This is a genomic window from Snodgrassella sp. W6238H11 (genome assembly GCF_016100525.1).
Taxonomy (GTDB): Bacteria; Pseudomonadota; Gammaproteobacteria; order Burkholderiales; family Neisseriaceae; genus Snodgrassella; species Snodgrassella alvi.
Map to the genome: position 1 here is coordinate 13,189 of NZ_JACFSH010000009.1, position 22,551 is coordinate 35,739.

At 41.9% G+C, this 22,551-nt stretch carries 21 protein-coding genes; 12 read left to right on the forward strand and 9 right to left on the reverse strand.

What is annotated here, in order from left to right; all coding sequences use genetic code 11:
* Positions 1 to 47 precede the first annotated feature (47 nt).
* From gyrB to dnaA, 3 genes are all read right to left on the reverse strand, one after another.
* Positions 48 to 2,438 carry a DNA topoisomerase (ATP-hydrolyzing) subunit B gene (gyrB, locus tag H3V00_RS10675; RefSeq protein WP_037394204.1) on the reverse strand — a complete coding sequence of 797 codons (2,391 nt, stop codon included), beginning with the start codon at positions 2,436 to 2,438 and terminating at the stop codon, positions 48 to 50.
* Between the two features lie 309 nt (positions 2,439 to 2,747).
* The gene (gene dnaN, locus H3V00_RS10680; RefSeq protein WP_025331544.1) at positions 2,748 to 3,851 is read right to left on the reverse strand and encodes a DNA polymerase III subunit beta; all 1,104 of its coding nucleotides are present in this window, start codon (positions 3,849 to 3,851) and stop codon (positions 2,748 to 2,750) included.
* A 15-nt stretch (positions 3,852 to 3,866) separates the two neighbouring features.
* Positions 3,867 to 5,489: a chromosomal replication initiator protein DnaA gene (gene dnaA, locus H3V00_RS10685; RefSeq protein WP_198208044.1), complete on the reverse strand. Its 1,623-nt coding sequence runs from the start codon at positions 5,487 to 5,489 to the stop codon at positions 3,867 to 3,869.
* A 222-nt stretch (positions 5,490 to 5,711) separates the two neighbouring features.
* Between dnaA and rpmH the strand changes: the two genes are divergently transcribed.
* From rpmH to yidC, 4 genes are read left to right on the forward strand one after another with little or no spacing between them, the layout of a single operon-like run.
* Positions 5,712 to 5,846, forward strand: coding sequence for a 50S ribosomal protein L34 (gene rpmH / locus H3V00_RS10690; RefSeq protein WP_004283944.1), 135 nt, complete (start codon positions 5,712 to 5,714; stop codon positions 5,844 to 5,846).
* Between the two features lie 8 nt (positions 5,847 to 5,854).
* Entirely contained in the window at positions 5,855 to 6,214 is a 360-nt protein-coding gene (gene rnpA / locus H3V00_RS10695; protein WP_037394212.1) for a ribonuclease P protein component, read from the forward strand.
* On the forward strand, positions 6,211 to 6,420 hold the full coding sequence (yidD, locus tag H3V00_RS10700) for a membrane protein insertion efficiency factor YidD (protein WP_198208042.1): 210 nt from the start codon (positions 6,211 to 6,213) through the stop codon (positions 6,418 to 6,420). Before rnpA ends, yidD begins: the two co-directional genes overlap by 4 nt.
* A gap of 19 nt (positions 6,421 to 6,439) precedes the next feature.
* On the forward strand, positions 6,440 to 8,095 hold the full coding sequence (yidC, locus tag H3V00_RS10705; RefSeq protein ID WP_198208040.1) for a membrane protein insertase YidC: 1,656 nt from the start codon (positions 6,440 to 6,442) through the stop codon (positions 8,093 to 8,095).
* A 131-nt stretch (positions 8,096 to 8,226) separates the two neighbouring features.
* On the opposite strand, the gene H3V00_RS10710 is transcribed toward yidC, so the two are convergent.
* Positions 8,227 to 8,922, reverse strand: a complete 696-nt coding sequence (locus H3V00_RS10710; RefSeq protein WP_084586009.1) for an OmpA family protein — start codon at positions 8,920 to 8,922, stop codon at positions 8,227 to 8,229.
* A gap of 317 nt (positions 8,923 to 9,239) precedes the next feature.
* Here H3V00_RS10710 and cysS point away from each other — a divergent pair, with 317 nt between their 5' ends.
* Positions 9,240 to 10,649 carry a cysteine--tRNA ligase gene (gene cysS / locus H3V00_RS10715; RefSeq protein ID WP_198208038.1) on the forward strand — a complete coding sequence of 470 codons (1,410 nt, stop codon included), beginning with the start codon at positions 9,240 to 9,242 and terminating at the stop codon, positions 10,647 to 10,649.
* Positions 10,650 to 10,908: 259 nt separating this feature from the next.
* Positions 10,909 to 11,124 (forward strand): 50S ribosomal protein L31, encoded by a 216-nt coding sequence (gene rpmE, locus H3V00_RS10720; protein WP_037394224.1) that lies wholly within the window; start codon positions 10,909 to 10,911, stop codon positions 11,122 to 11,124.
* A gap of 351 nt (positions 11,125 to 11,475) precedes the next feature.
* Here the strand turns inward: rpmE and H3V00_RS10725 are convergent, their stop codons facing one another.
* On the reverse strand, positions 11,476 to 12,438 hold the full coding sequence (locus tag H3V00_RS10725; protein ID WP_198208036.1) for an urea transporter: 963 nt from the start codon (positions 12,436 to 12,438) through the stop codon (positions 11,476 to 11,478).
* A 454-nt stretch (positions 12,439 to 12,892) separates the two neighbouring features.
* Between H3V00_RS10725 and H3V00_RS10730 the strand changes: the two genes are divergently transcribed.
* On the forward strand, positions 12,893 to 13,369 hold the full coding sequence (locus tag H3V00_RS10730; protein WP_025331536.1) for a hypothetical protein: 477 nt from the start codon (positions 12,893 to 12,895) through the stop codon (positions 13,367 to 13,369).
* 498 nt (positions 13,370 to 13,867) lie between these two features.
* Positions 13,868 to 14,845 carry a TerC family protein gene (locus H3V00_RS10735; protein ID WP_304944951.1) on the forward strand — a complete coding sequence of 326 codons (978 nt, stop codon included), beginning with the start codon at positions 13,868 to 13,870 and terminating at the stop codon, positions 14,843 to 14,845.
* 102 nt (positions 14,846 to 14,947) lie between these two features.
* On the opposite strand, the gene H3V00_RS10740 is transcribed toward H3V00_RS10735, so the two are convergent.
* Positions 14,948 to 15,499, reverse strand: coding sequence for a flavodoxin family protein (locus H3V00_RS10740; protein ID WP_198208034.1), 552 nt, complete (start codon positions 15,497 to 15,499; stop codon positions 14,948 to 14,950).
* A 478-nt stretch (positions 15,500 to 15,977) separates the two neighbouring features.
* Between H3V00_RS10740 and H3V00_RS10745 the strand changes: the two genes are divergently transcribed.
* The 3 genes from H3V00_RS10745 to H3V00_RS10755 all read left to right on the forward strand — a co-directional run bounded on the left by H3V00_RS10745 (position 15,978) and on the right by H3V00_RS10755 (position 18,944).
* Positions 15,978 to 17,369 (forward strand): NAD-dependent succinate-semialdehyde dehydrogenase, encoded by a 1,392-nt coding sequence (locus H3V00_RS10745; protein WP_025331533.1) that lies wholly within the window; start codon positions 15,978 to 15,980, stop codon positions 17,367 to 17,369.
* 332 nt (positions 17,370 to 17,701) lie between these two features.
* Positions 17,702 to 18,484: a peroxide stress protein YaaA gene (gene yaaA, locus H3V00_RS10750; RefSeq protein WP_198208032.1), complete on the forward strand. Its 783-nt coding sequence runs from the start codon at positions 17,702 to 17,704 to the stop codon at positions 18,482 to 18,484.
* Positions 18,485 to 18,605: 121 nt separating this feature from the next.
* On the forward strand, positions 18,606 to 18,944 hold the full coding sequence (locus H3V00_RS10755; RefSeq protein ID WP_025331531.1) for a zinc ribbon domain-containing protein YjdM: 339 nt from the start codon (positions 18,606 to 18,608) through the stop codon (positions 18,942 to 18,944).
* Positions 18,945 to 19,062: 118 nt separating this feature from the next.
* On the opposite strand, the gene H3V00_RS10760 is transcribed toward H3V00_RS10755, so the two are convergent.
* Genes H3V00_RS10760 through hutW form a run of 3 tightly spaced genes read right to left on the reverse strand, consistent with a single transcriptional unit; the run spans position 19,063 to position 21,644 of the window.
* A complete protein-coding gene (locus tag H3V00_RS10760; protein ID WP_198208030.1) occupies positions 19,063 to 19,707 on the reverse strand; it encodes an NAD(P)H-binding protein in 645 nt (214 codons plus the stop codon).
* A 10-nt stretch (positions 19,708 to 19,717) separates the two neighbouring features.
* A complete protein-coding gene (gene hutX, locus H3V00_RS10765; RefSeq protein ID WP_025331529.1) occupies positions 19,718 to 20,221 on the reverse strand; it encodes a heme utilization cystosolic carrier protein HutX in 504 nt (167 codons plus the stop codon).
* A 40-nt stretch (positions 20,222 to 20,261) separates the two neighbouring features.
* Complete coding sequence (gene hutW, locus H3V00_RS10770; protein ID WP_198208028.1) at positions 20,262 to 21,644, reverse strand: heme anaerobic degradation radical SAM methyltransferase ChuW/HutW; 1,383 nt, start codon at positions 21,642 to 21,644, stop codon at positions 20,262 to 20,264.
* Between the two features lie 362 nt (positions 21,645 to 22,006).
* On the opposite strand from hutW, the gene H3V00_RS10775 reads away from it, so the two are divergent.
* A complete protein-coding gene (locus tag H3V00_RS10775) occupies positions 22,007 to 22,471 on the forward strand; it encodes a hypothetical protein (RefSeq protein WP_198208026.1) in 465 nt (154 codons plus the stop codon).
* The last annotated feature ends 80 nt before the right edge of the window (positions 22,472 to 22,551 follow it).

Genomic DNA, 22,551 nt, shown 5'->3' on the forward strand with positions numbered 1-22,551 from the left:
GAAAAAAGGATGGCAGACAATGCCATCCTTTTTTAGGTATTTAAAAACTAAATATCAACCTGAGCATTTAGAGCGTTGTTTTCGATAAATGCACGACGAGGTTCAACTTCGTCACCCATCAGGGTAACAAATACATCATCTGCTGCCATCGCATCTTCGATTCTGACTTTCAGCAAACGGCGTACTGAAGGATCCATCGTAGTTTCCCATAATTGTTCGGGATTCATTTCACCCAGACCTTTATAACGCTGAATGTTAATTTTTTCCTGTGCTAAATCCATCAGTAATTCCAGTGCCTGGGCAAAGCCGGTTACAGTGGTAGTCATATTACCTTTAATGACTTCAATTGGTACGTCAGCAATACCGTTTAAAGTGGCCGCTGTCTGCCGGATAATCTGATAGGCGCGGCTTTCAACAAATTTTTGATCCAGATAGCTGACCATATGATTTCCATGCAACTGACGAGTAATTTTGATCATTTGTACTTCATCATCTGCACCAATGCGTTCCAGTTTGAGGTTGTCGTCATTAACCAGTGCGGTTAATGTTTGCACAGCTTTTTCTGCACTGCTTACAGTGCTTAAATCCAGATTCTCATTCCAGAGAAGCAGGGAATTTAGTACATTGTTGTCAATGATACGGCTTTCACGCGCAATCATACTTTGTGCCAGAATCAATTGTTTGGCGATTTCGGCCAGAGCATTACCTTCAAGAGTATTTTCGCCAATAATTAATTGAGCATTATTCAATGCCAGACTGAGCATGAACTGATCTTTTTCGAACTCGTCTTTCAGGTAGTTGTCTTTTTTGCCATATTCCACTTTATACAATGGTGGCTGAGCAATATACACATAACCGCGTTCAACCAGTTCAGGCATTTGCCGGTAGAAGAAGGTAAGCAACAGGGTACGGATATGCGCGCCGTCTACATCCGCATCGGTCATGATAATTATGCGGTGATAACGCAATTTTTCCGGGTTAAATTCTTCTTTGCCTATACCGGCACCCAGTGCAGTGATTAAAGTACCAACTTCCTGACTGGCAAGCATTTTTTCAAAACGGGCTTTTTCTACATTCAGGATTTTACCTTTTAAGGGCAAAATGGCCTGAAATTTACGATCACGGCCTTGCTTGGCAGAACCGCCTGCCGAGTCACCTTCGACCAGATATAATTCTGATAAAGCGGGATCTTTTTCTTGGCAGTCTGCCAGTTTGCCCGGCAGCCCCAGACCATCCATTACCCCTTTTCTGCGGGTAATTTCGCGTGCTTTGCGCGCTGCTTCACGTGCACGCGCGGCATCAACAATTTTGCTTGTGATGATTTTTGCCTCTGCAGGATTTTCTTCCAGAAATTCAGACAAGGCTTTACCGAGTACTTCATTAACTACGGGACCTATTTCACTGGAAACCAGTTTGTCTTTGGTTTGTGAAGAAAATTTCGGGTCAGGCAGTTTAACAGACAATACGCAGGTTAAACCTTCACGCATATCATCGCCATTAGTATCTACTTTGGCTTTTTTGGCAACTTCATTGGCTTCAATGTAGTTGTTGATGGTTCGGGTCATAACCTGACGCAGGGCGGTTAAATGGGAGCCGCCATCGCGTTGCGGAATATTATTGGTGAAACACTGCACGTTTTCCTGATAACTGTCGTTCCATTGCATGGCACATTCCACGCTCATGCCATCTTTTTCACCATTGGCATAGAAAACTTTATTGTGCAGAGCTGTTTTATTCCGGTTCATGTATTGTACAAAGCCGGCTACACCACCGCTGAATGCGAAGTTTTCGTGTTTGCCATCACGTTTGTCAAAGAGTTCAATACTGACGCCGTTGTTCAGGAAAGATAACTCCCGGATGCGTTTGGCCAGAATATCAAAATGGTAATCGATATTACCAAAGGTTTCGGTACTGGCCAGAAACTGAACACGTGTACCCTGTTTGTCGGTATCGCCGACAACAGCCAGCGGAGCAACTGCATCCCCGTGACGAAATTCTACAAAATGTTCTTTGTGATTACGGTAGATGGTCAGACGGAGCCAGTCAGAAAGTGCATTAACTACAGAGACCCCTACACCATGCAGACCACCGGAAATTTTATAACTGTTGTTATCAAACTTACCTCCGGCATGCAGAATGGTCATGATTACTTCAGCTGCTGAGCGATGTTCTTCCGGATGCATATCGGTAGGAATGCCACGGCCATTGTCTTCAATAGTAATGGAGTTGTCGGCATTAACTGCTACGGTAATATGATCACAGTATCCGGCCAGTGCTTCATCAATGGCATTATCCAGAACTTCGAATACCATATGATGTAAACCCGTGCCATCCTGAGTATCACCAATGTACATACCGGGACGTTTGCGAACAGCATCCAAACCTTTTAATACTTTGATACTGTCGGCACTGTAATCTTCAGGGTGTTGATCTATCATAAGAATTCTTTACTAAACTTGGCAGCGGTTATGCTGTTAAAGGTCATTTATAACTGTTATTAATTATAAAAAATGTTAGCGGTATAACTGTATAACAGGCCTGTTTGAGGGCAATAAACCAAAAACTTATTATAGCATAAAAACGGTTTTTTTTCAGTCCTTTGTTATATTTAAGATTATGTTTTATCTGATGTTTATTGAAGGATAAGAATGCTGATTGTAAATAATAAACTGCCGTAAACCAGACTGAACTATTAAAAACAGAAAGCTGGCGTACGGCAGTAACCGGATTTAAGAGTGCATGGATGTTTAAATCCGCATAGGCATAACTATATACTTAAAGTTGGGATTGTTCGGGATGGTAAACAGTGTTGAACGGTTTGCATCACCAAAAGCAAGTTGTAAATCTTCTGCATGTAAATTACGCAATACATCCATCAGATAGTTGATATTAAAACCGACTTCCAGTGTATCTCCCTGATAGGCAATTTCCAGCTCTTCACGGGCTTCTTCCTGTTCGTTATTGTTACAGGTCACGCTTAGTAATCCGGGCTGGATTTGCAGGCGGGCACCGCGAAATTTTTCATTGGCAAGAATGGCTGCGCGTTCCAGTGCACCCAGCAGCTCGGTTCGGTTGGCCAGAAAGATTTTATCGTTATCCAGTGGAATAACCCGGTTGTAATCCGGAAATTTACCATCCACGACTTTAGAAACAATAATGGTGTCATTACAACGGAAACGTACCTGATTGTTCAGCAGTTCAATGGTGATTGGCTGTTCGGGGAAGGTAAGCAGTTTAAAGAGTTCCAGCACAGTTTTACGCGGCAGAATAACTTCTGCTTTGGGTAAATCTGCTTCTATATTGCAGGCTGCATAGGCCAGACGATGTCCGTCTGTAGCGACCAGACGCAGCTGATTGCCTTCTGTCTGCATCAGCAGACCATTCAGATAATAGCGGATATCCTGAATGGCCATGCTGTATTGTACCTGAGACAGCATTTCACGAAATGTTTCCTGTGGCAGGCTGAAGCTGGCATCAATATTTTCGCCCACACTCATTAATGGAAAATCTTCTGCCGGCAGGGTTTGCAGATTAAAACGGCTTTTGCCTGCTTTCAGCACCAGACGGTTGTTATTCCAGTCCAGAGAAACGATTGCGCCGGCCGGTAAAGCCCGCAGGATATCCTGCAGTTTTTTGGCATTGGTGGTAATGCGAAAATCTTCTGCTTCGCTTTTGGGGCCGATGGTATCGATCTGAATTTCCAGATCGGTTGCCAGAATCTTGATTTGCCCCTGATGGTTTTCCAGTAATACATTAGATAATATCGGTAATGTATGACGACGCTCTACAATACCGGTTACTGCCTGCAGCGGTTTGAGTAAACTGTCACGTTCTGCTTGTAATATCAGCATATTTTGTTCCTTGGTTTAATCTCGCAAAATCATCATTAAGGTTTCATACGCTTTGGTTGTTTCAGCATCATCCTTGCGGAGTTTGGAGATACTTTTTACCGCATGCATAACTGTGGTATGGTCGCGGCCACCAAATCCGCTGCCAATAGCGGGTAAACTAAGCGGAGTAAGTTCTTTTGCCAGGGTCATGGCCATCTGGCGCGGTCGGGCCAGATTCCGGGTACGTTTTTTCCCTACCATATCACTAATGGTAATCCCATAAAATTTTGCTACCGTATTCTGAATGTGTTCCAGGGTCATGGGTTTATGGTTAACAGCCAGAATATCCTGTAATGCTTCAGTAGCCAGCCCTACATCAATCGGGCGGCTGGCAAAACGGCTTTGTGCTACTACTCGCTTGAATGCACCTTCCAGTTCACGCACGTTACTACGAATATGTTTGGCAATAAAAAATGCAGCTTCGTCCTCAAGCTTCACCTGAGCCAGCTCAGCTTTTTTCTGCAAAATGGCTACGCGCATTTCCAGCTCCGGCGGTTCCAGTTCCAGACTCAGCCCCCATGAGAAGCGGGATTTCAGGCGATCGTCCATGCCGTCTATATGAGTAGGCAGCGTATCACAGGTAAGGATAACTTGTTTTTTTTCGTCAATTAAATGGTTATAGACGTAAAAAAACTCTTCCATGGTACGGTCTTTACCGGCAATAAACTGTACGTCATCCATAATCAGTAAGTCTACCTGCTGATATTGCTGGCGCATGGCATCAAAAGATTTGGCGTGGAATGCATTCATGATGCCGCGAATGAATTCATCAGCATGAATATAGCGTATTTTTACTTTGTTGTCGGTGGCAAACAGCTGGTTGCCAATAGCCTGTACCAGGTGGGTTTTACCCAGACCGGTACTGCCATAGATAAAAAACGGGTTGTACATGCTATTGCCGGGATTTTCTGCAATCGACAGCGCAGCAGCGTGAGCAAGACGGTTCCCTTTACCTTGTACCAGAGCAGCAAAAGTATGTTCAGGATTAAGGTTGGTATCAGTATAACGGGATTTTTTACCGTTTTCATGTGCTGAATCAGAGGTAGCCACTGATTCAACAGCCTCAGGTTTTTCTGTGGCGGTCTGTTTGCTGTTTTCTTTTATTTCGGCAGTAGCACTTGCGCTTTTGGTTTGGGTGTTTCGCAGGCGTTTGGCAATAATGTCCTGAGCAGATTCGGTACGTTTTGCCGTTGTCTGTGGTTTGGCTGAAATTTCAGAAGGAATTTTATTGCTATCAACTGAATCTGGTTTAGTATCAGCCGGCTGTTCAGCGACATTTAAGGCTGGTTCTGCAGCCTTAGTCGGTGAATTGTTTTCTGCCGGTATTGCCTCAGTGGCAGCCTGCAGAGATAGTCCCTGTCCGATTTTCAGAATTAATGGTGTGCTGCCGTCTGGCAGAACAGATTGTCTGGCACTTTCGATAGCCGGCCAGAAACGCTCGCGGATATGATTGAAGGTAAAAGTATTACGCGCAAAAATAACCCAATTGCCATTTTCTTCGCCCACAGTTAATGGTGCAATCCACATTTGGTATTGCTGAGAAGGTAAGCTTTGTTTTAATTGCAATAGGCACTGAGGCCAAAATTCTGTCAGGGTCATTCGTGAAGCTTAAATTTATCTGTCAATCGGAGCTGGCTGAAGGCTGGAAACAATAAGTGCCTATTATGCTAATTATACGCAATAAACAAATTTCTGACCATGATTTGCACTTTATACCAGCACAGCTCCCGTAAAGCTTTGCTATAGATTATATTGATTGACAAAGTGCTGTTCTTGTTGTGTAATGCTACGTTTTATTTAAAGTTAATTCGGGAATAAATTATGAAACGTACTTATCAACCATCCGTTACCCGCCGCAAACGCACTCATGGCTTTCTGGTTCGCAGTAAAACCCGTGGCGGACGTGCTGTACTGGCTGCCCGTCGTGCCAAAGGCCGTAAACGTTTGGCTGTGTAAGAACAAGAATGGATTATCATTTTGGCAAAAAATATCGCCTATTAAAAACGGATGATTTTTCATCCGTTTTTGCATTACGTTGCCAAAAAAGCCGTGCCTGGATTCAGGTTTTTCAGGCACGCAATAGTTTAGGTTTCCCGCGTTTGGGGCTGATAGTAGCCAAAAAAGTTGCCAAACGTGCTAACCGGCGCAATTATATGAAACGCTTAATACGCGAGTGGTTTCGCCTGCATAAGCATGAATTGCCGCCGGTAGATATAATCATTCGTGTACGCCAGCCGTTCCGGCATGCTGAGTACGCTGGCGTAGTCAGGACTTTACAGCAGCTGCTTATTACAGCTGACAGGTGTAAAGCATCTTCGCAATGAGATATTTATTGCTGGGTCTGATCCGGTTCTATCAGTATGCCATCAGCCCGCTGTTACCACCGCGATGCCGCTACACCCCGACCTGTTCGCAATATGCCATACTGGCACTGCAGAAATACGGGGTAATGAAAGGTAGCTGGCTGGCGATAAAGCGTATTTGCCGCTGTCATCCATGGGGTGGTTGCGGTCACGACCCTCTTCCTTAGCGAGTAGACGGAATACACTATGGATTTCAAACGATTATTGATATTTTTTGTGCTGACCATGGCGATTTTGCTGGGTTGGGAAAAATTATACCCGCAACCCGAAAAACAGCCAGCTGCACAACAAACATCATCCACCAGTAACAGCAATTCTTCTACTGGTGTTGTTGCCGAGAGTGCTCTGAGTAAAACAGAGCCGGTAACAGTGACTACTGATACTGTTAAGGCTGTTATTGATGAAAAAAGCGGCGATTTACGCCAGCTAACTCTCAATAAATACAAGGCCACCAGTGATGCCAGCAAGCCTTTTGTATTGCTGGATAATGGTGCAAATGGTCATCAGTATGTTGCCCAGTCGGTATTATTAAACCGTCAGGGTGACTATCAGTTTAAAGACCTGGCATTTACAGCTGCGCAAAAACAGTACACGCTTAATGGTGACAAACTGGATGTGCGCCTGACTGCTGCCGAACAAAACGGTGTACAGGTTAGTAAAATTTATACGTTTACTAAAGGCAGTTACCTGATCGGGCTGCGCTATGAAATTGCCAATCACAATGCTCAGCCATTACAAATGGATGTAGCTTACCGGGTACTGCGGGATGATAAGGAACCTGAAGGTACAGGCTATTTCGATCACACTTATACTGGTCCAGTACTGTATACCCCGAATGGTAAATTTGAAAAAGTAGCCTTTAAAGATCTTGATAGTGATTACACCTCTGGTCGTGATCAGGCAGACTATCAGCGTAAAACCAATACCGGCTGGATTGGTATGACCCAGCATTATTTTATGACTACCTGGATTCTGCAGCCGAAAGAAGGTAACAGTGTTTGTGGTACCAGTGACTGCCAGATAGATATCAGAAAACGCAGTGATGGCCTGTATTCTGCTGGCGTACGAGTACCGTTGAAAGATATTGGTGCTAACTCCACCGGCAGTTTCGGTATCTCCCTGTATGCTGGTCCGCAGATTTATTCTGTCATTACTAAAGTAGCCGATCATTTGCAGATGATTAAAGACTACGGCAAAGTATCGCTGTTTTCTTCTCCTTTATTCTGGCTGCTGAACTGGTGGCACAGTCTGGTACAGAACTGGGGCTGGGCGATTATTCTGCTTACTCTTACTGTCAAAGCAATTCTGTTTCCGCTGACACATGCCTCATATAAATCGATGGCCAAGATGCGTGCTGTAGCTCCGCGTTTGCAGGCATTGAAAGATCAGTACGGTGATGACCGTATGCGTATGCAGCAGGAAATGATGTCGCTGTATAAAAAGGAAAAAATTAATCCTGTTGGCGGTTGTCTGCCTATGCTGCTGCAGATTCCGGTATTTATTGGTCTGTATTGGGCATTGTTTGCTTCGGTAGAATTGCGCGGAGCTCCATGGATTGGCTGGATTACCGATTTAGGCCGTCAGGATCCTTACTTTATTCTGCCTGTGCTCATGGCACTGACTATGTATCTGCAAACGTTCATGAATCCGCCGCCAACTGATCCGGTTCAGGCGAAAATGATGAAAATCATGCCAGTAGCTTTCTCTGTAATGTTTTTCTTCTTCCCGGCAGGGCTGGTTCTCTACTGGTTGACGAATAATATTCTGACTCTGGCTCAGCAATGGTTTATCAATAAACGTATTGAGCGACAGGCCAAATTGCATCGCTCACTGGATATATAAAATACAGTCTGAAAAAAAGCACTTCATGTTGAAGTGCTTTTTTTATTTGCAGCTTGATTGAATAAATATACCAAATTTTAATTGTCTGACCGCAGAAGCTGCTGTAGTAAACAATCAGGCATATTCAGTAATTACTGAACGTAGGTTGTAGTTTGCTGTGTGGTTGTAGTCTGAGCCTGCTGTACTGGATTTAACCGGATTTCCACACGGCGGTTTTGTGCACGTCCTTCAACAGTTGCATTGCTGGCAATAGGATTGGCAGATCCGTATCCGTTAGCACTGATACGGTTATAAGCAACGCCGCGGGAAGTCAGGAAATTTGAAACTGATTGTGCACGGCGCTGTGATAACGGGATGTTAATACTGTCATTACCTGTGCTATCAGTGTATCCGGCAATAGTGATGGTAGTATCTACATATTTAGCCAGTACTTCAGCCACAGATGACAGAGAAGAGGTAGCCGCGCCACTTAAATCTGAACTATTGGTCGCAAATGTCACATTTTCAGGCATAGTCAGTTTAATCTGATTACCCTCACGCTGAACTTCGACATTGGTATTAGCCAGTTTCTGGCGTAACAGTTTTTCCTGATAATCCATATAAGCGCCAATACCGGCTCCGATAGCACCGCAACCAAGTGCTGCATTACGTGCACCGCGGCTGTTATGAGTAATCGCGCCGACAATGCCGCATACGGCAGCGCCACTTAAACCATATACTGCTGTTTTACTGGCATGAGACTGACCGGTAGACGGATCGGTAACACAACCGGTTAAAGCAAGGGTGGTAGCGGCTGCAAGTGCAGCCAGTGGTTTTATGATAGTCATACTTACTCCTTCTCTTGAATATAAGCTTGATTATGCTTTTCACAGTTTCTGTTTTATGCTTTCTATAGTAGAAAAGCAAGAGTCATGCTTTTTTGGCAATATGATGTACTGAAAAGAAAAATGGTTATATCTATATGATAAAAAGATAAGTTTTTGGTTGAAAACTGCTTTAGACCATAATAATTATTGGCTATAGTACCGTTCAGACTACTATAATTAACTTTTTAAGCTGGTTATATCTTGAAAACAACCAGTTTAACCTCATACAAACTAATTACCTTAGTACAGTGCTACCATTTTAGCCATTTGGAAACGACATGCTCAGCTTGTATAACACTTTAACCAGAAGCAAACAAGAATTTACACCGATTAATCCGCACCAGGTGCGTATGTATGTGTGTGGTATGACTGTTTATGATTATTGCCATCTTGGTCATGCCAGAGTAATGATTGTATTTGATCTGGTGGCGCGCTGGTTGCGGGAATTGGGTTATCAGCTTGATTATGTACGCAATATTACTGATATAGACGATAAAATCATTGCCCGTGCCAATGAACGCGGGATTAGTATTACTGAGCTTACCGATTACTATATTCAGGCCATGCACGAAGATGCAGCCGCTTTGGGTGTACTGCCGCCAGACCACGAACCGAGAGCTACGCAATATATCCCGCAAATGATTGCTATGATTGAAGATATCATTGCTAATAATAAGGCTTATATGGCGGATAATGGCGATGTTTTTTATGCTGTACGCGAGTATCCGCAATACGGTCAGTTAAGCGGGAAAAGTCTGGATGATTTACGTGCCGGAGAACGGGTTGATGTTGACGGACATAAACGGGATCCGTTGGATTTTGTGTTGTGGAAATCAGCCAAGCCGCATGAGCCCGCATGGGACAGCCCGTGGGGCAGAGGACGCCCGGGATGGCATATTGAATGTTCTGCCATGAGTAAAGCACTACTGGGTAAAAATTTTGATATTCATGGAGGTGGTGCTGATTTACAGTTTCCTCATCATGAAAATGAAATTGCTCAGAGTTGCGGTGCAGAAAAAAACGGGTGCTGTGAAGAGCATAATCATTTTGCCAGCCATGTTAAATATTGGTTACATAATGGATTTATTCGTGTGGATAATGAAAAAATGTCTAAATCACTTGGAAATTTCTTCACTATCCGCGAAGTGTTGCAGAAATACGATGCTGAAGTTGTGCGGTTTTTTATTTTGCGTGCACATTATCGCAGCCCTTTGAACTATTCGGATGCTCATCTGAATGATGCAAAAGGCGCATTAACCCGCTTATATACGGCACTTAAAAATACAGCTGCGGCAGAAGTGGCAGTACATGCTGACTTAAATGATTACACGCGCCGTTTTTATGCAGCCATGAATGATGACTTTGCTACCGTTGAAGCTGTAGCAGTATTGTTTGAGCTGGCTAATGAAATTAATAAAACACATGACGCCAAACTGGCAGGATGTCTGAAAGGGCTGGCAGGTTTACTGGGCTTATTACAACGTGATCCGGCTGCTTTTCTTCAGGGAGAAGTGGGGGAAACGGTTCAGGGTCTGGATAGCGCAGCTATAGAAGCGCTGATAGCTGCACGGCAGCAGGCTCGTGCAGAACGTAACTGGGCTGAATCCGACCGGATTCGTGATGAGCTTACGGCAGCCGGTATTGTATTGGAAGATGGTGCCGGCGGGACTAGCTGGCGTCGTGCCTGAATTTGTATATAGTACAGCCTTAAGTCTCAGACTGAGTGTATTTTTGTAATGCATTATGGTCTTGACAGCAATGTCAGACTTAAATAGTGGGATGTGAGGAATCTGGCCGTTTCATATCGTTTTAGCCGTGAAGAAGAGTAGCTGCTATATACTGATTCACTTGAAAATCTTACTCATGCGAGTATAATTACCCGATTCTGAACATCCGTTTCAAGAGGTACAGGCACAACCCCTGTGCCCGCCAACCAAGGACGATATTATGAATAACAGCATTCAACCGAACTACCATGATATAACCGTGACTTGCTCTTGCGGTAACACTTTTGTAACTAAATCCGCAATGGAAAAAGATACTTTCAATATCGAAGTATGTTCTGCATGTCACCCTTTCTACACAGGTAAACAGAAAATCGTTGACTCTACCGGTCGTGTGGATAAGTTCAATCAGAAATACGGCAATATGTTCAAACGTTAATTCTTATTTGCAACATGTTGCACCGAAAAAGACTGCCATCAGGGCAGTCTTTTTTATCAGATAATCTGATGTTGTGTTCAATACAGTAGCAAAAATAGCCAAAAAATTCGAATATTTTACTGGTTTGATTATTTCAAGCGGGTATACATTTACCTTTCATATTACGAAACTCTTTCTTGATATTTCCGCGCAAAATTGTGAATTTGCATTTTTATGATTCATAGTTAGCAAAAAACATTGATTTAATCTTATTTAACCGGGATGGCTGTTTTCTGTTGCCTATCCAATTTTAGAATCTGAAAAATACAAATTTTTCTTATTTTTTTATTCAATATATAAAATCGATAAACGCTAACGCTGGCTTAAAGTTTGATTGGTTAATAACCATAACCAGCTTACTAGTACAAAAGGTAAGGTTAATACAGGTATGGCAAATGGCTTCAGTATTGTGGCTAATGCTGCCTGAGTAAGAACAGTAAAGATAATACCGAAGACGATATAAATATTGGTTTTAAAATCCTGATTATTACTGAAAGTAGCCAGTGTGATAGCTGTCAGGATTGCATTAAAAGAATAGAGTCCGAGAGAGATCATTTCTATCTGACTGCCATAGAACAGCGCAATACCGATGGCCAGTACAGAGCCGGCCAGAGCATAGATAGCCATTCTGATTGAATTGACTGCCAGCCCTGCCAGAAAAATAACACCTACCAGTGTGCTGTTAAATAAAAATACTTCGGCAATGCCCAGTATACTATCCGGTATTAGATGCAGCAGATTAAAACTTGAAATCTGTGCAGATAATGCAGCAGACGGTTCGCGTATCAGTACTGAGAATGATGGTGTAGCCAATAGATACAGCCATGTAAGCAACACAAATGGTATTGTCAGACAGGGTAAGTACCATTGCTGTAATATTGAGCTGAATGCTTGTGTAATAAATACTGATAATATGGCTGCAAGTATGATACTTAGCCATAAATACAATGAATTTTCGCAGAAAATAGATAAGGCGATACCAATCAGACAGGCATTGAAACCATAAATTCCTTGCAGCCAGGCTTTGCGGTTAAGCTGGTACAGGTAAGCTATTGCATTGGCACAGACCACAGCGAGTAAGCAGGCCAGAGCAGTTTGTGGCTTACCGGCACTGTAACTGCCAAATAATATACCTATTAAAAAGATTAACCCGGAAACAGGATTGTTTTGCAACATAACCTGCCCGTAGCTGCGCAGGATAACATCAATAAACTGACAAAGCTGATTGGTACTGGTTAACTGAAGCCAGTACTGACGTACAGAGGCTGTGTTCATCCGATTTCTCCTTTTTATTTTTACTTTAGCTGAACAGATAAATTACTATCAGCAGCGGTAACTATGAATATTAGAATGATTATAAAAGAGAATAAGTGATAGTTGGGTTGCAGAAGTATAAAAATGTAATTATCCCGTATCTATTCAGGCGAAATAGTATCTGGCAGAATGTAATAGATATTTATATCAGGGCGTTATTTGTCTGTAACAAAAATTACACGGATGTAATGCTGCTATTGAACAATCTACTGAATAATATTTCAAATATAATCCGGAATAATTAAAACGAATTTCATATGAAATTTATAAAACTAAGCAAATCAGATAAGTTTGATTTATATCTAATGAATAAAGAATAAACCTGAATATTAAGTAATAAAAAATACTAAATATTGTAAGTTAATTTATTTTTTTGTAATAATAATAATTCCCAGTATTAGATATGGAAATAAATATGAAAATTTTGAAAACAGTGTTGTTATTATCCCTGAGCATGATACTTTTTGGGTGTGGTAACTCGAAGCAGGCAGAGCCAAATAAAGCAGGTAGTGAGGCAGTACAGTCAGATGCTAGTAAGTCTGATAACAATAAATTAGATGATGATACTATTCAGAGCTACTTTAGCGAGCTTAAACGGCAACTGCCTATGAGAGTTTCCTCAACTACCCAGCTGGTCGATCTCACTATTGGAAATAATGTAGTAGATTATAAATATGTAGTAACAGGAAATAAAAAAAATTTCTCATCATCTAATGTTCAGAAAATGACTAGTGATAACTTAAAAAATAAATATTGTGAAAATAGAGATCCTGATCTCGTGAAATTAAGAAATTCATTTCCGGATGGCATTAATCATCATTATTATTTTAAAGATGAAGATAAAGAATTATTTAGTGTACATTTAGTACCATCTGATTGTGATGCTAAATAAATTGAAACAGATAATGTGAAAGTAATCATCATAACAGGGTGTTCAGCCCTGTTTTTCTTTTATTATTCATCATTAATTATTTAAACTTTGCCGGTTTTATAGTTTTAAAAGGTTCAGTACCGGAAAACAGGCCGGATACGAAAATCAAAAAACATAAATTGCCAGCAGACTAATTTATATCCGGATATGAAAAATAGTAAAGCTGGCTTTGTAATCTTATAACCAGACTGAATTATTATATTTAGCTATCAGAAAATCATGTACGGTATAGATTATCTATTCCGCTAAAAATAATTCTGAATATCTTCTCTTAATTCCTGGCAGAGGCGGAATGCAGAATCTGCTTAAAACAATTATCAGCAGGGGGATTATCTTTTCTGCCGAATATGCTATTGTTCGAATAGCAGCCGGTATAAAGCCATTTACCTGACTGCTGATTCTGATAACTGGTATGGTTACCAGATTTTTTATGATAAAAATATTTAGCAGGAAAAACTTATGCAGCTACAGCTGAATTCTGTCGGTACACCTTTATTCTATGGCGTATTTATCGTGATTGTCATTGTGATGATTGCAATTGATATGCTTACATTGAAAAAAGAGGGAGTGCATCGGGTTAGTACCAAAGAAGCTCTACTATGGACAACAGTCTGGATTACTGTCTCTCTCGGATTTGCTGCCTGGCTGTATTTTGAGCTGGCACATAATCCTGCCGCCGGTCCGGCTATAGCAGCAGATTCGGTGATGGATTTTCTGACAGGTTATGTTTTGGAAAAATCACTCTCAGTCGACAATATTTTTGTATTTATTCTGATATTCGGTTATTTCAAAGTGCCGGCTGAGTACCAGCATCGTGTTTTGCTTTACGGTGTACTGGGCGCTATTGTACTACGCGCCATTATGGTGGCTCTGGGTGCAGTACTGGTCAGCCGTTTTGAATGGGTATTGTATCTGTTTGGTGTATTCCTGCTTTATAGCGGGATTAAGCTGATGCTGCCTGAAAAGACGGAAGATAAAGGTCTGGCCGATAATCCGCTGATAGGCTGGCTGCACCGGCATATGCGTGTTAGCGCGCAGTTAAACCGGGAAAAATTCTTTACCGTTGAAAACGGTCAGCGTATGGCAACTCCTTTGCTGCTTACTTTGATTGTGATTGAATTAAGTGATGTTGTTTTTGCTGTTGACAGTATTCCGGCAGTATTTGCCGTCACCACTGACCCATTTATTGTTTTTACTTCCAATATCTTTGCGGTACTGGGGCTGCGTGCGATGTATTTTTTACTCGCCAATGTAGTAGAAAAATTTATCTATCTCAAATACGGGCTGGCTGTGGTTTTAACTTTTATTGGCGGCAAAATGCTGGTGGCCAAATGGTGGCATATTCCTTCTTTTGCTTCACTGACTGTCGTGTTTAGTGCTTTAATGATTGCTATACTTGCTTCATGGTGGAAAACCAGACAACAACCATCAGCTTAATTAATAATAGGTGATATTTATTTAAACAGCCTGTTATCTGTTACTGCCATTAACCGGCAAAAACAGATAACGGGCTGAAATTCGAAATTAGCTTAAAAACGATTAAGCTAATTTATTGATGATTTCGCTTACCCGTGCTACGTAGATTTTAACGGTTTCAATATCGCCGCGCGGAATTTCATCCACGCTGGCATCTGCCGGTGTTTGTATCAGCGCTCCTCCAGAGCCTCCGAGTACATTAATATCATTACGGTCTGCTTCTTTGTTATTGGCCGGTAACAGTCCCAGACTTACCCAGATACCGCCGTGCTGTGCGGCCAGTGTCTGCATCCAGAGAAGCGTAACCTGTTTGTCACCGTTAAAACTGGCACTATTGGTAAATCCGCCAAATACTTTATTTTGCCATGCGCGCTCTGCCCACAGTCCTGAAGTGGCATCAGCAAATTTTTTGAATTGCCAGGGTACATTGCCCATATAAGTAGGTGCGGCAAAAATAATCCCTTTGGCGTCGTGAAGCTGTTGCCACTGATCATTGTCCAGATCACCATTAGCATCAATTTCAACCAGTACTGCATCGGTATCTGCAGCAGCTGCTTCAGCTATTTTACGAGTATGGCCGTAACCGGAAAAAAACACTATCGCCAGTTTACTCATTTGTACATCCTTATGAATGATTAAATGTTAAAACAGTTTATGCGTGCTGTGCTGCTACTGCAAGAGAGTTTCAGGAAACAAAAATTTCGATTATTGCCTGCGAAGAAATTATTGAGTGATGCATTATTATCCTTACACATACCAGTTGCTATGGTATTTAGCTAATACACTAATGCACTAAGACAGCATGCTGGAATTTGTTAGTTTACGGTACGCTTGCTGTTGTGGTAAATTATTGTTAAACTCAATTAATACATAATCATGCTAAAGTGATAACAGACAGGAAAATTAATGTTGCCGGTAGCCTGTATCAGGCTTACAAAAGATAATTAACAGCGGCAGCACACATCAGGCACATAACCATTTCTTCATAGTAAACACTGTAATTGTTTCAGAACCTGCCCGTACCGGCGGCACACCAAAAATAGCCAACAGGGCAGTAACCGTGGTGTAACTTTTACTCATGAGAGGTAATTATATGGCGTACGCTAGTACCAATCCTTATACCGAGCAACAGGTAAAGGCATTTTCTGATACTACCGATATTGAGCTGGAAGCAGCATTAAATCATGCTGATGCCGCTTTCCATCAGTGGAAAACTACTACATTTGCCCAGCGTGCGCGTATTCTGCAAAACGCTGCTGATATTCTGCGGGCTAATATTGAAGAATATGCCAGTTTACTCACACTGGAAATGGGTAAACTGTTTAGTGAAGCTAAAGCAGAAACTGAGCTGTCAGCACAGATTCTTGAATATTATGCAGTTAATGCTGAACGGCAGCTTCAGCCGGAAGTGTTACCGGTTACATCCAATAAAGGTAATCGTGCCCGTATTGAATTTGCTCCGCAGGGTATTATTCTGGCTGTTGAGCCATGGAACTTCCCTTATTACCAGATAGCACGTATTGCAGCCCCGCAACTGGCTGCCGGTAATGTGATTGTGCTGAAACATGCTTCTAATGTACCTCAGTGTGCAGCGAAAATGGAGGCGATGTTCCTTCAGGCCGGTTTAATGGCCGGTGCTTTCCAGAATCTCTATCCAACTCATGCTCAACTGGCCAAAATTATTGCAGATCCGCGTGTACGCGGTGTAGCGCTGACTGGCTCTGAAAGTGCCGGTGCCATTGTTGCCGCTCAGGCCGGAGCCGCAGTGAAAAAATGTACTCTTGAACTGGGTGGTGCAGATGCGTTCATCGTACTTAATGACGCAGATATCGAAAAAGCAGCTAAATGGGCTGTCTTCGGACGTCACTGGAATGCCGGTCAGGTATGTGTCAGTGCCAAGCGTATTATTGTAGAAGATGGTGTATACGACCGTTTCCTGAGTTTGTATCGTCAGGGTGTGCAGCAATTGCGCATGGGTGATCCGATGGATGCAGCCACAACACTGGCTCCGCTGTCTTCACGCTCAGCCGTTACTGGTTTACAGCAGCAGCTGGATGAAGCAGTTAAGCTTGGTGCGCACGCTGAGGAAATCCCGCTGGATATGCCTGCTCAGGGCTGTTTCTTCCGGCCGGTTATTCTGACCAATATTCAGCCGGATAATCCGGCACGTCACTGGGAATTCTTTGGTCCGGTTTCTTCAATTTACCGTGCTAAAGATGCAGCACACGCTATCGAGATTGCTAACGATAGCCCATACGGATTGGGCGGATCTATCTTTACTGCTGACGAAGAGCGTGGTGCACAGCTGGCTCAGCAGATTGATACTGGTATGGTATTTATTAATCATCCAACCATGGTAAAAGCTGACTTACCTTTCGGTGGGGTGAAACGTTCCGGATTCGGACGTGAATTACTGGATCTGGGCTTAAAAGAATTTGTTAATGCTAAGCTGGTAAGTATTGCCGATATTGACGGTGAATTCTAAGCAGAGCAAATAAAGCAAAACAGGGCTGACAGTGTGCAGCCCTGTTTTTTTATTTTCGGCTGTCAGTAAATTAATTTTTTTCTTTATTTTCTCCATTGTGGTTAGCAATCTGTTTTTCGGTTCAGTAAAGTGTTTACCTGGAGAGACATATACGTTACTGAAATGTAATATATATGTAGCATTATGCTAAATTCCGGCTATTGTGTTCTGCTGACAATATTTTCTCAGGTAAAGTGGTGATATCGAGTTTTTATGCATTATCTGATTGATAATAATATTTTATTTCACCATGATGAGCATAAATGTGTACCAGTGATTGAACAGGAGGCCGTATGTTAACCATTATCGCTGCACCCACCAGTCAGGATTTTGCTAATCCACGCCTGAGTGAAAAGTATACTCAGCCACAGTTTCTTAAACAGAGCGAACAGCTAGTACATTATTGCCGTCAGCTAAGTGTGAAACAGCTGGAGGAATTGATGCACATCAGCTCGCATCTGGCTGAGCTTAATCAGCAGCGTTTTCAGGACTGGCATACGCCATTTACCCCTGATAATGCTTTACAGGCGATTTTTGCCTATAGTGGTGATATTTACACCAGCTTGAAAGTCAGTGATTTATCCCTGCATGAACTGGATTATATGCAAACCGCTGTATGTATTCTTTCCGGTTTGTACGGCATATTGCGTCCGCTGGATTTAATCCAGCCCTACCGCCTGAGCATGAATGTACGTCTGGAGAATCCTAAAAGTATTAATTTGTATTATTTCTGGCATGAAACCCTGACCAGCCATTTGAATCAAATCGAAACTGAAACCATCATTGATTTAGCTTTTGATAATTATTTCAAAGCAATAGATAAAGATAAACTTAAAGCACAGGTAATTAAACCGGTTTTTCTGGATGAAAAAGCGGGTAAATACATGAATGTTAATGCTTATGCGAAAGAAGCCATGGGATTGATGACTCGCTTTATTGTACGCAATAAACTGCACTCACCTAAAATGCTGCATGAATTCAATGAGCATGGTTACCAGTTTGCTGCACATGAATCAAGTGAGGATGAACTGGTGTTCAAACGTTCAGAAAAAACAGCTCAGCAATACCGTAATTAGGCATATTATTCAGTATAGCTGTACAAAAGCTGCAAAAAAAAGCAGAGCAAGTACATAAAAATGTGGTAGTTGTAGCAAAATTAGGTACAATCGCCGCTTTTACCATCGCAAAGGTGTAACCATGTCTGAATCAACTCCAATCTGCCCGCAATGTGCCAGCGAACAGAATTATTTTGATGGTAGCTTTACTGTCTGCCTTGAATGCGGACACGAATGGGATGCTGCCAGCAATACCGGCTCATCACAAGAGCTTGATGTTAAAGACAGTAACGGTAATCCGTTGTCGACTGGTGACGACGTTATTCTGATTAAAGACCTTAAGCTTAAAGGTAGCAGCACTGTTCTGAAAAAAGGTGCCAAAGCTAAAGGTATTCGTCTGGTTGAAGGCGATCATGAAATTGATTGCAAAATTGACGGCATGAAAATCATGCTTAAAGCGTGCTTTGTGAAAAAGGCCTGATATTTTTTTAAAAAGGTACGTACACAAAACCCACCATGTCTGCCAATTTTTAATTGCAGATAGGGTGGGTTTTGATCTGTGGATAACTAAGTTATCCACATACAGGCGCCAATATGCTCTAATTATTGTTAGAAGTTAACCCCGGGTCAACGACTGCATAGATGCGGTTGTCCAGAACACTGGCACTGATTCTTTGCATAATGACATTAGCCAGTTCAGTACGATGAATAGAACCATGTACCTCCTGCTGATAAAAACATTTACCTGTGCCAGTAACGTCACCATTAGACAAACCGCCCGGACGCAGAATTTCATAATTCAGCTTACTGGTTTGCAGCCATACCTCTGCCAGAGATTTTTCCCGTACAGCATGCCCGAAAGCAGTTTTTGCGCGTTCAGACATAGTATGCCATGAGTCGCCGCAGCCCAGAGAGGTAACCAGCAGCATCCGGGAGATACCAGCTTGTTCAGCTGTATCAATAATCAGGCGCTGAGCCAGATAATGTGCGCCAGCTGATCCACCCAGAGTAGAGACAATTATGGTATTGGTGCCGGCAAGCCGGCATATTTCTTTGACACTGGATTCATCGGTAGCATCACCAACCACAGTCTGCACACCCTGCTGGTTTAATTCAGCGGCAAAAGCGGCATCGCGTACCAGTGCCGCACAGCGCCATTCAGATGATTGTTGTAATGCCAGCTGTAATACCTGATAGCCGGTGCCTTTTTTGGGGCTCACCCCGAACAATAATAGCGTTTTCATCAGTTTTTCCTTAGTCCGGACGGAAACGTTGAGCCAGAATTCTGAATTTATCTAATTGCTGTGCTTTTAATTGTCTTTGTTCATCACGTCCGACAAAAATTTTAAACATAGCTTCACCCTGACGGTTCAGAAAAATAATTCCCGCGGTAGCCATATGCATAAAACTGCGCTCAACAAAAGCGATATGTGCACAGTTTTCTGCCCGGATATGCCCGCCGAATGCTTGCTTATGCTGCAAATTAAAATAACCGGCACCATATTTTCCAGCTGGCAGTTCACCGGAAAATTCAGCAATAATATCCGGAGTGTGAACCAGAAAAGTAATTTCACCCCATGTAAGCACTTCCTGCCATACAGTATCAAATTGACTTCCGTCTGTCATTACTGCATCAGGCATGGCTTCAATTACTGCTGTTAAACTAGTCTGATATTGCCGGGCAATCTGTTCCAGCGTACCTTCCGGGTTACTTTGCATGAAAAGTTTAAGATTATTACTTGCAGACTGTTCAGTCATTTTTATTTCCTTAAATTAAAACTGTTTTGACGCTGAGATATTACGGAGCAGCGGTAAGCCCTGGCGCGTGTTTTCCGCTTTGGCGCATCTGCATTATTTTTTCCTGCTGCTCAAGATGTTCCGGATTATTCAAAGACAATAGTAATTGCTGCAAAGCCTGTAACAGATTGCTCGACCAGAAACGGCCTGATGGTGTTAGCAACAGACAGCGTGCATCATTGACGAGTAAACCTGCCTGCTGCCATTGTTCCAGTAACGGATCCAATAAGTGAGCCTGTGTTGTCAGTGCAGCTAAATCAACCCGACCATGTTCTATACCGGCCTGAAGCTGATATAACCATTCTCCTAGTAAAGATTGGCCGGTAAGCATCATCAATGGTTTTTTGCCTTGTTTTAGCCGGGTATAGTACTCAGCCAGATCGCGTTGCAGCATAAATGACTGACCGCCCAGCCGGCCACCGGCACCGGAGCCAAATGCAAAGAAATCAGCACCCTGCTTAATTAGCAGATTATATAAATTTCGTTCACGTGTGGTTTTAGCCCAATGGCTGTTACTTAGCTGCATCCAACCCTGCCGACGTAAAAAAGCTTCACCCTGTAAATAAAAATGACATTTATCCGCTACTGAAGGTAATTCAAGTTGGCCGTTTTCCACCCGCTTAGCCAGCGGTGTGGAAGAGAGCAGATTTAGAGCATACAAATCCACACCATCTAGCGGCAGGCCGGCAGCAAGTTCTAAATCTGTCTGCCAGCTCTGAGGCGTCTGCCCGGGTAATCCAAACATCAGATCGCACACCAGTGCTACACTGTCTTTAGCGGCAATCCGTTCAAATGTTTCTATAATCTGTTCACGTTTGGATAAGCGTCCGAGCTTCTGACGAATATTGGTATCGAAAGTCTGAATACCGATTGAAAACCGGTTTGCACCTGCCTCTATATAACTATCTGTACGTGCCTCATCGAAATCAGAAATTCGTCCTTCAATAGTAATTTCACAATCAGGTGCAAGAGGTAAAGACTGTTTCAGTAAACTGATTACCCGGGCTAGCTGACCGGCAGGCAGAGCGGATGGTGTACCACCTCCGAAATAAACCGCATGAATGGGTGCAGACTGTAATGCCGGATTGTTGATTTCCAGAGTGATTTCGGTTAGTAAAGCATCAATATATGCTTCAGTATCAAATTTGCGCAGCAGATTCTGGTAAAAACCACAAAACTGGCAGTGAGTATCACAAAAGGGGATATGAATATAAATCAGCCTTTTATTGCCGGTAAGTTCAGTTAGCTGTAATTGTTGCCATTGCTTTTCGATATCTTCCGCAGCCAGTGGCATACTTGCGCGTAATGGCATGACAGCCCGGCGATCCTGAAACGGTAAACCAGAACATGCAGCATAATAACGGCTTAAATCCAATGATTTCATAACACAGACATAAATTGAAAGCTGCAGGAATTAAATAATAATTATTATCATATGGCAATGGTTTTATGACTATGTATACTTAACAATATCCTGTTTATTGATACATATCAACAGACATGAATATGCCAATAGAAATGTTTATTCTGTAGAATAGTTGTGCAAAAACTATTTTATGCGTGCTGGAATTCATCTATCAATGATTAAAGGTAAAAATTAGATGGATTAGTAAAAAGAAGAGAAGATGAAGCTAAATTTTTCGAAAAAAAATTATAGTAATGAAGAAAATTCTACTAATTATATTAATATTTATGAGTAACAATGTTTTTAGTTCTATTAGTCCAATAGAGAGGATGTTCATTGATATGGATAATACTATAAAACATAATTCAACTATAATAGATAAATTATCTAAAATTCTTTTAAAAAAAAATATTGATATTTTTCAGAAGGAATGGGAAGGTGAGGTGAATAAAAAATGCGAGTGGGTACGTGATAATATTGATGTTTACCGCTTTGGTCAGGAGGATAAATTCAGTTATCCAGACTGTTTAATTAGCGAAAAAAATTCTTTTATTAATGAATTAATTTTATTGATATATCATAAAAAGATACCAGTAAATATTAAATTACAAAAATACATCACTGAAATTCCAGAGCAAAAACAATATAATATTTATTTCAATCTATTAACAGAGAAATATTCTTCAAAATTTTGCAACACATTTTATACTTCAACAGATATTAATGATTGTATGAATCGTTTCCTTTTAACTCAATATCAGCCCGAAGAATATGGATTTAAGCTTACAGTGGATAAGAGTTTGTAACTATCCCCTAAAATAGTACAGCAAGAAAGTAGAAAATTCTCTATGATATTTTTAAGGAGAATTTCAATATGAAAAAATTT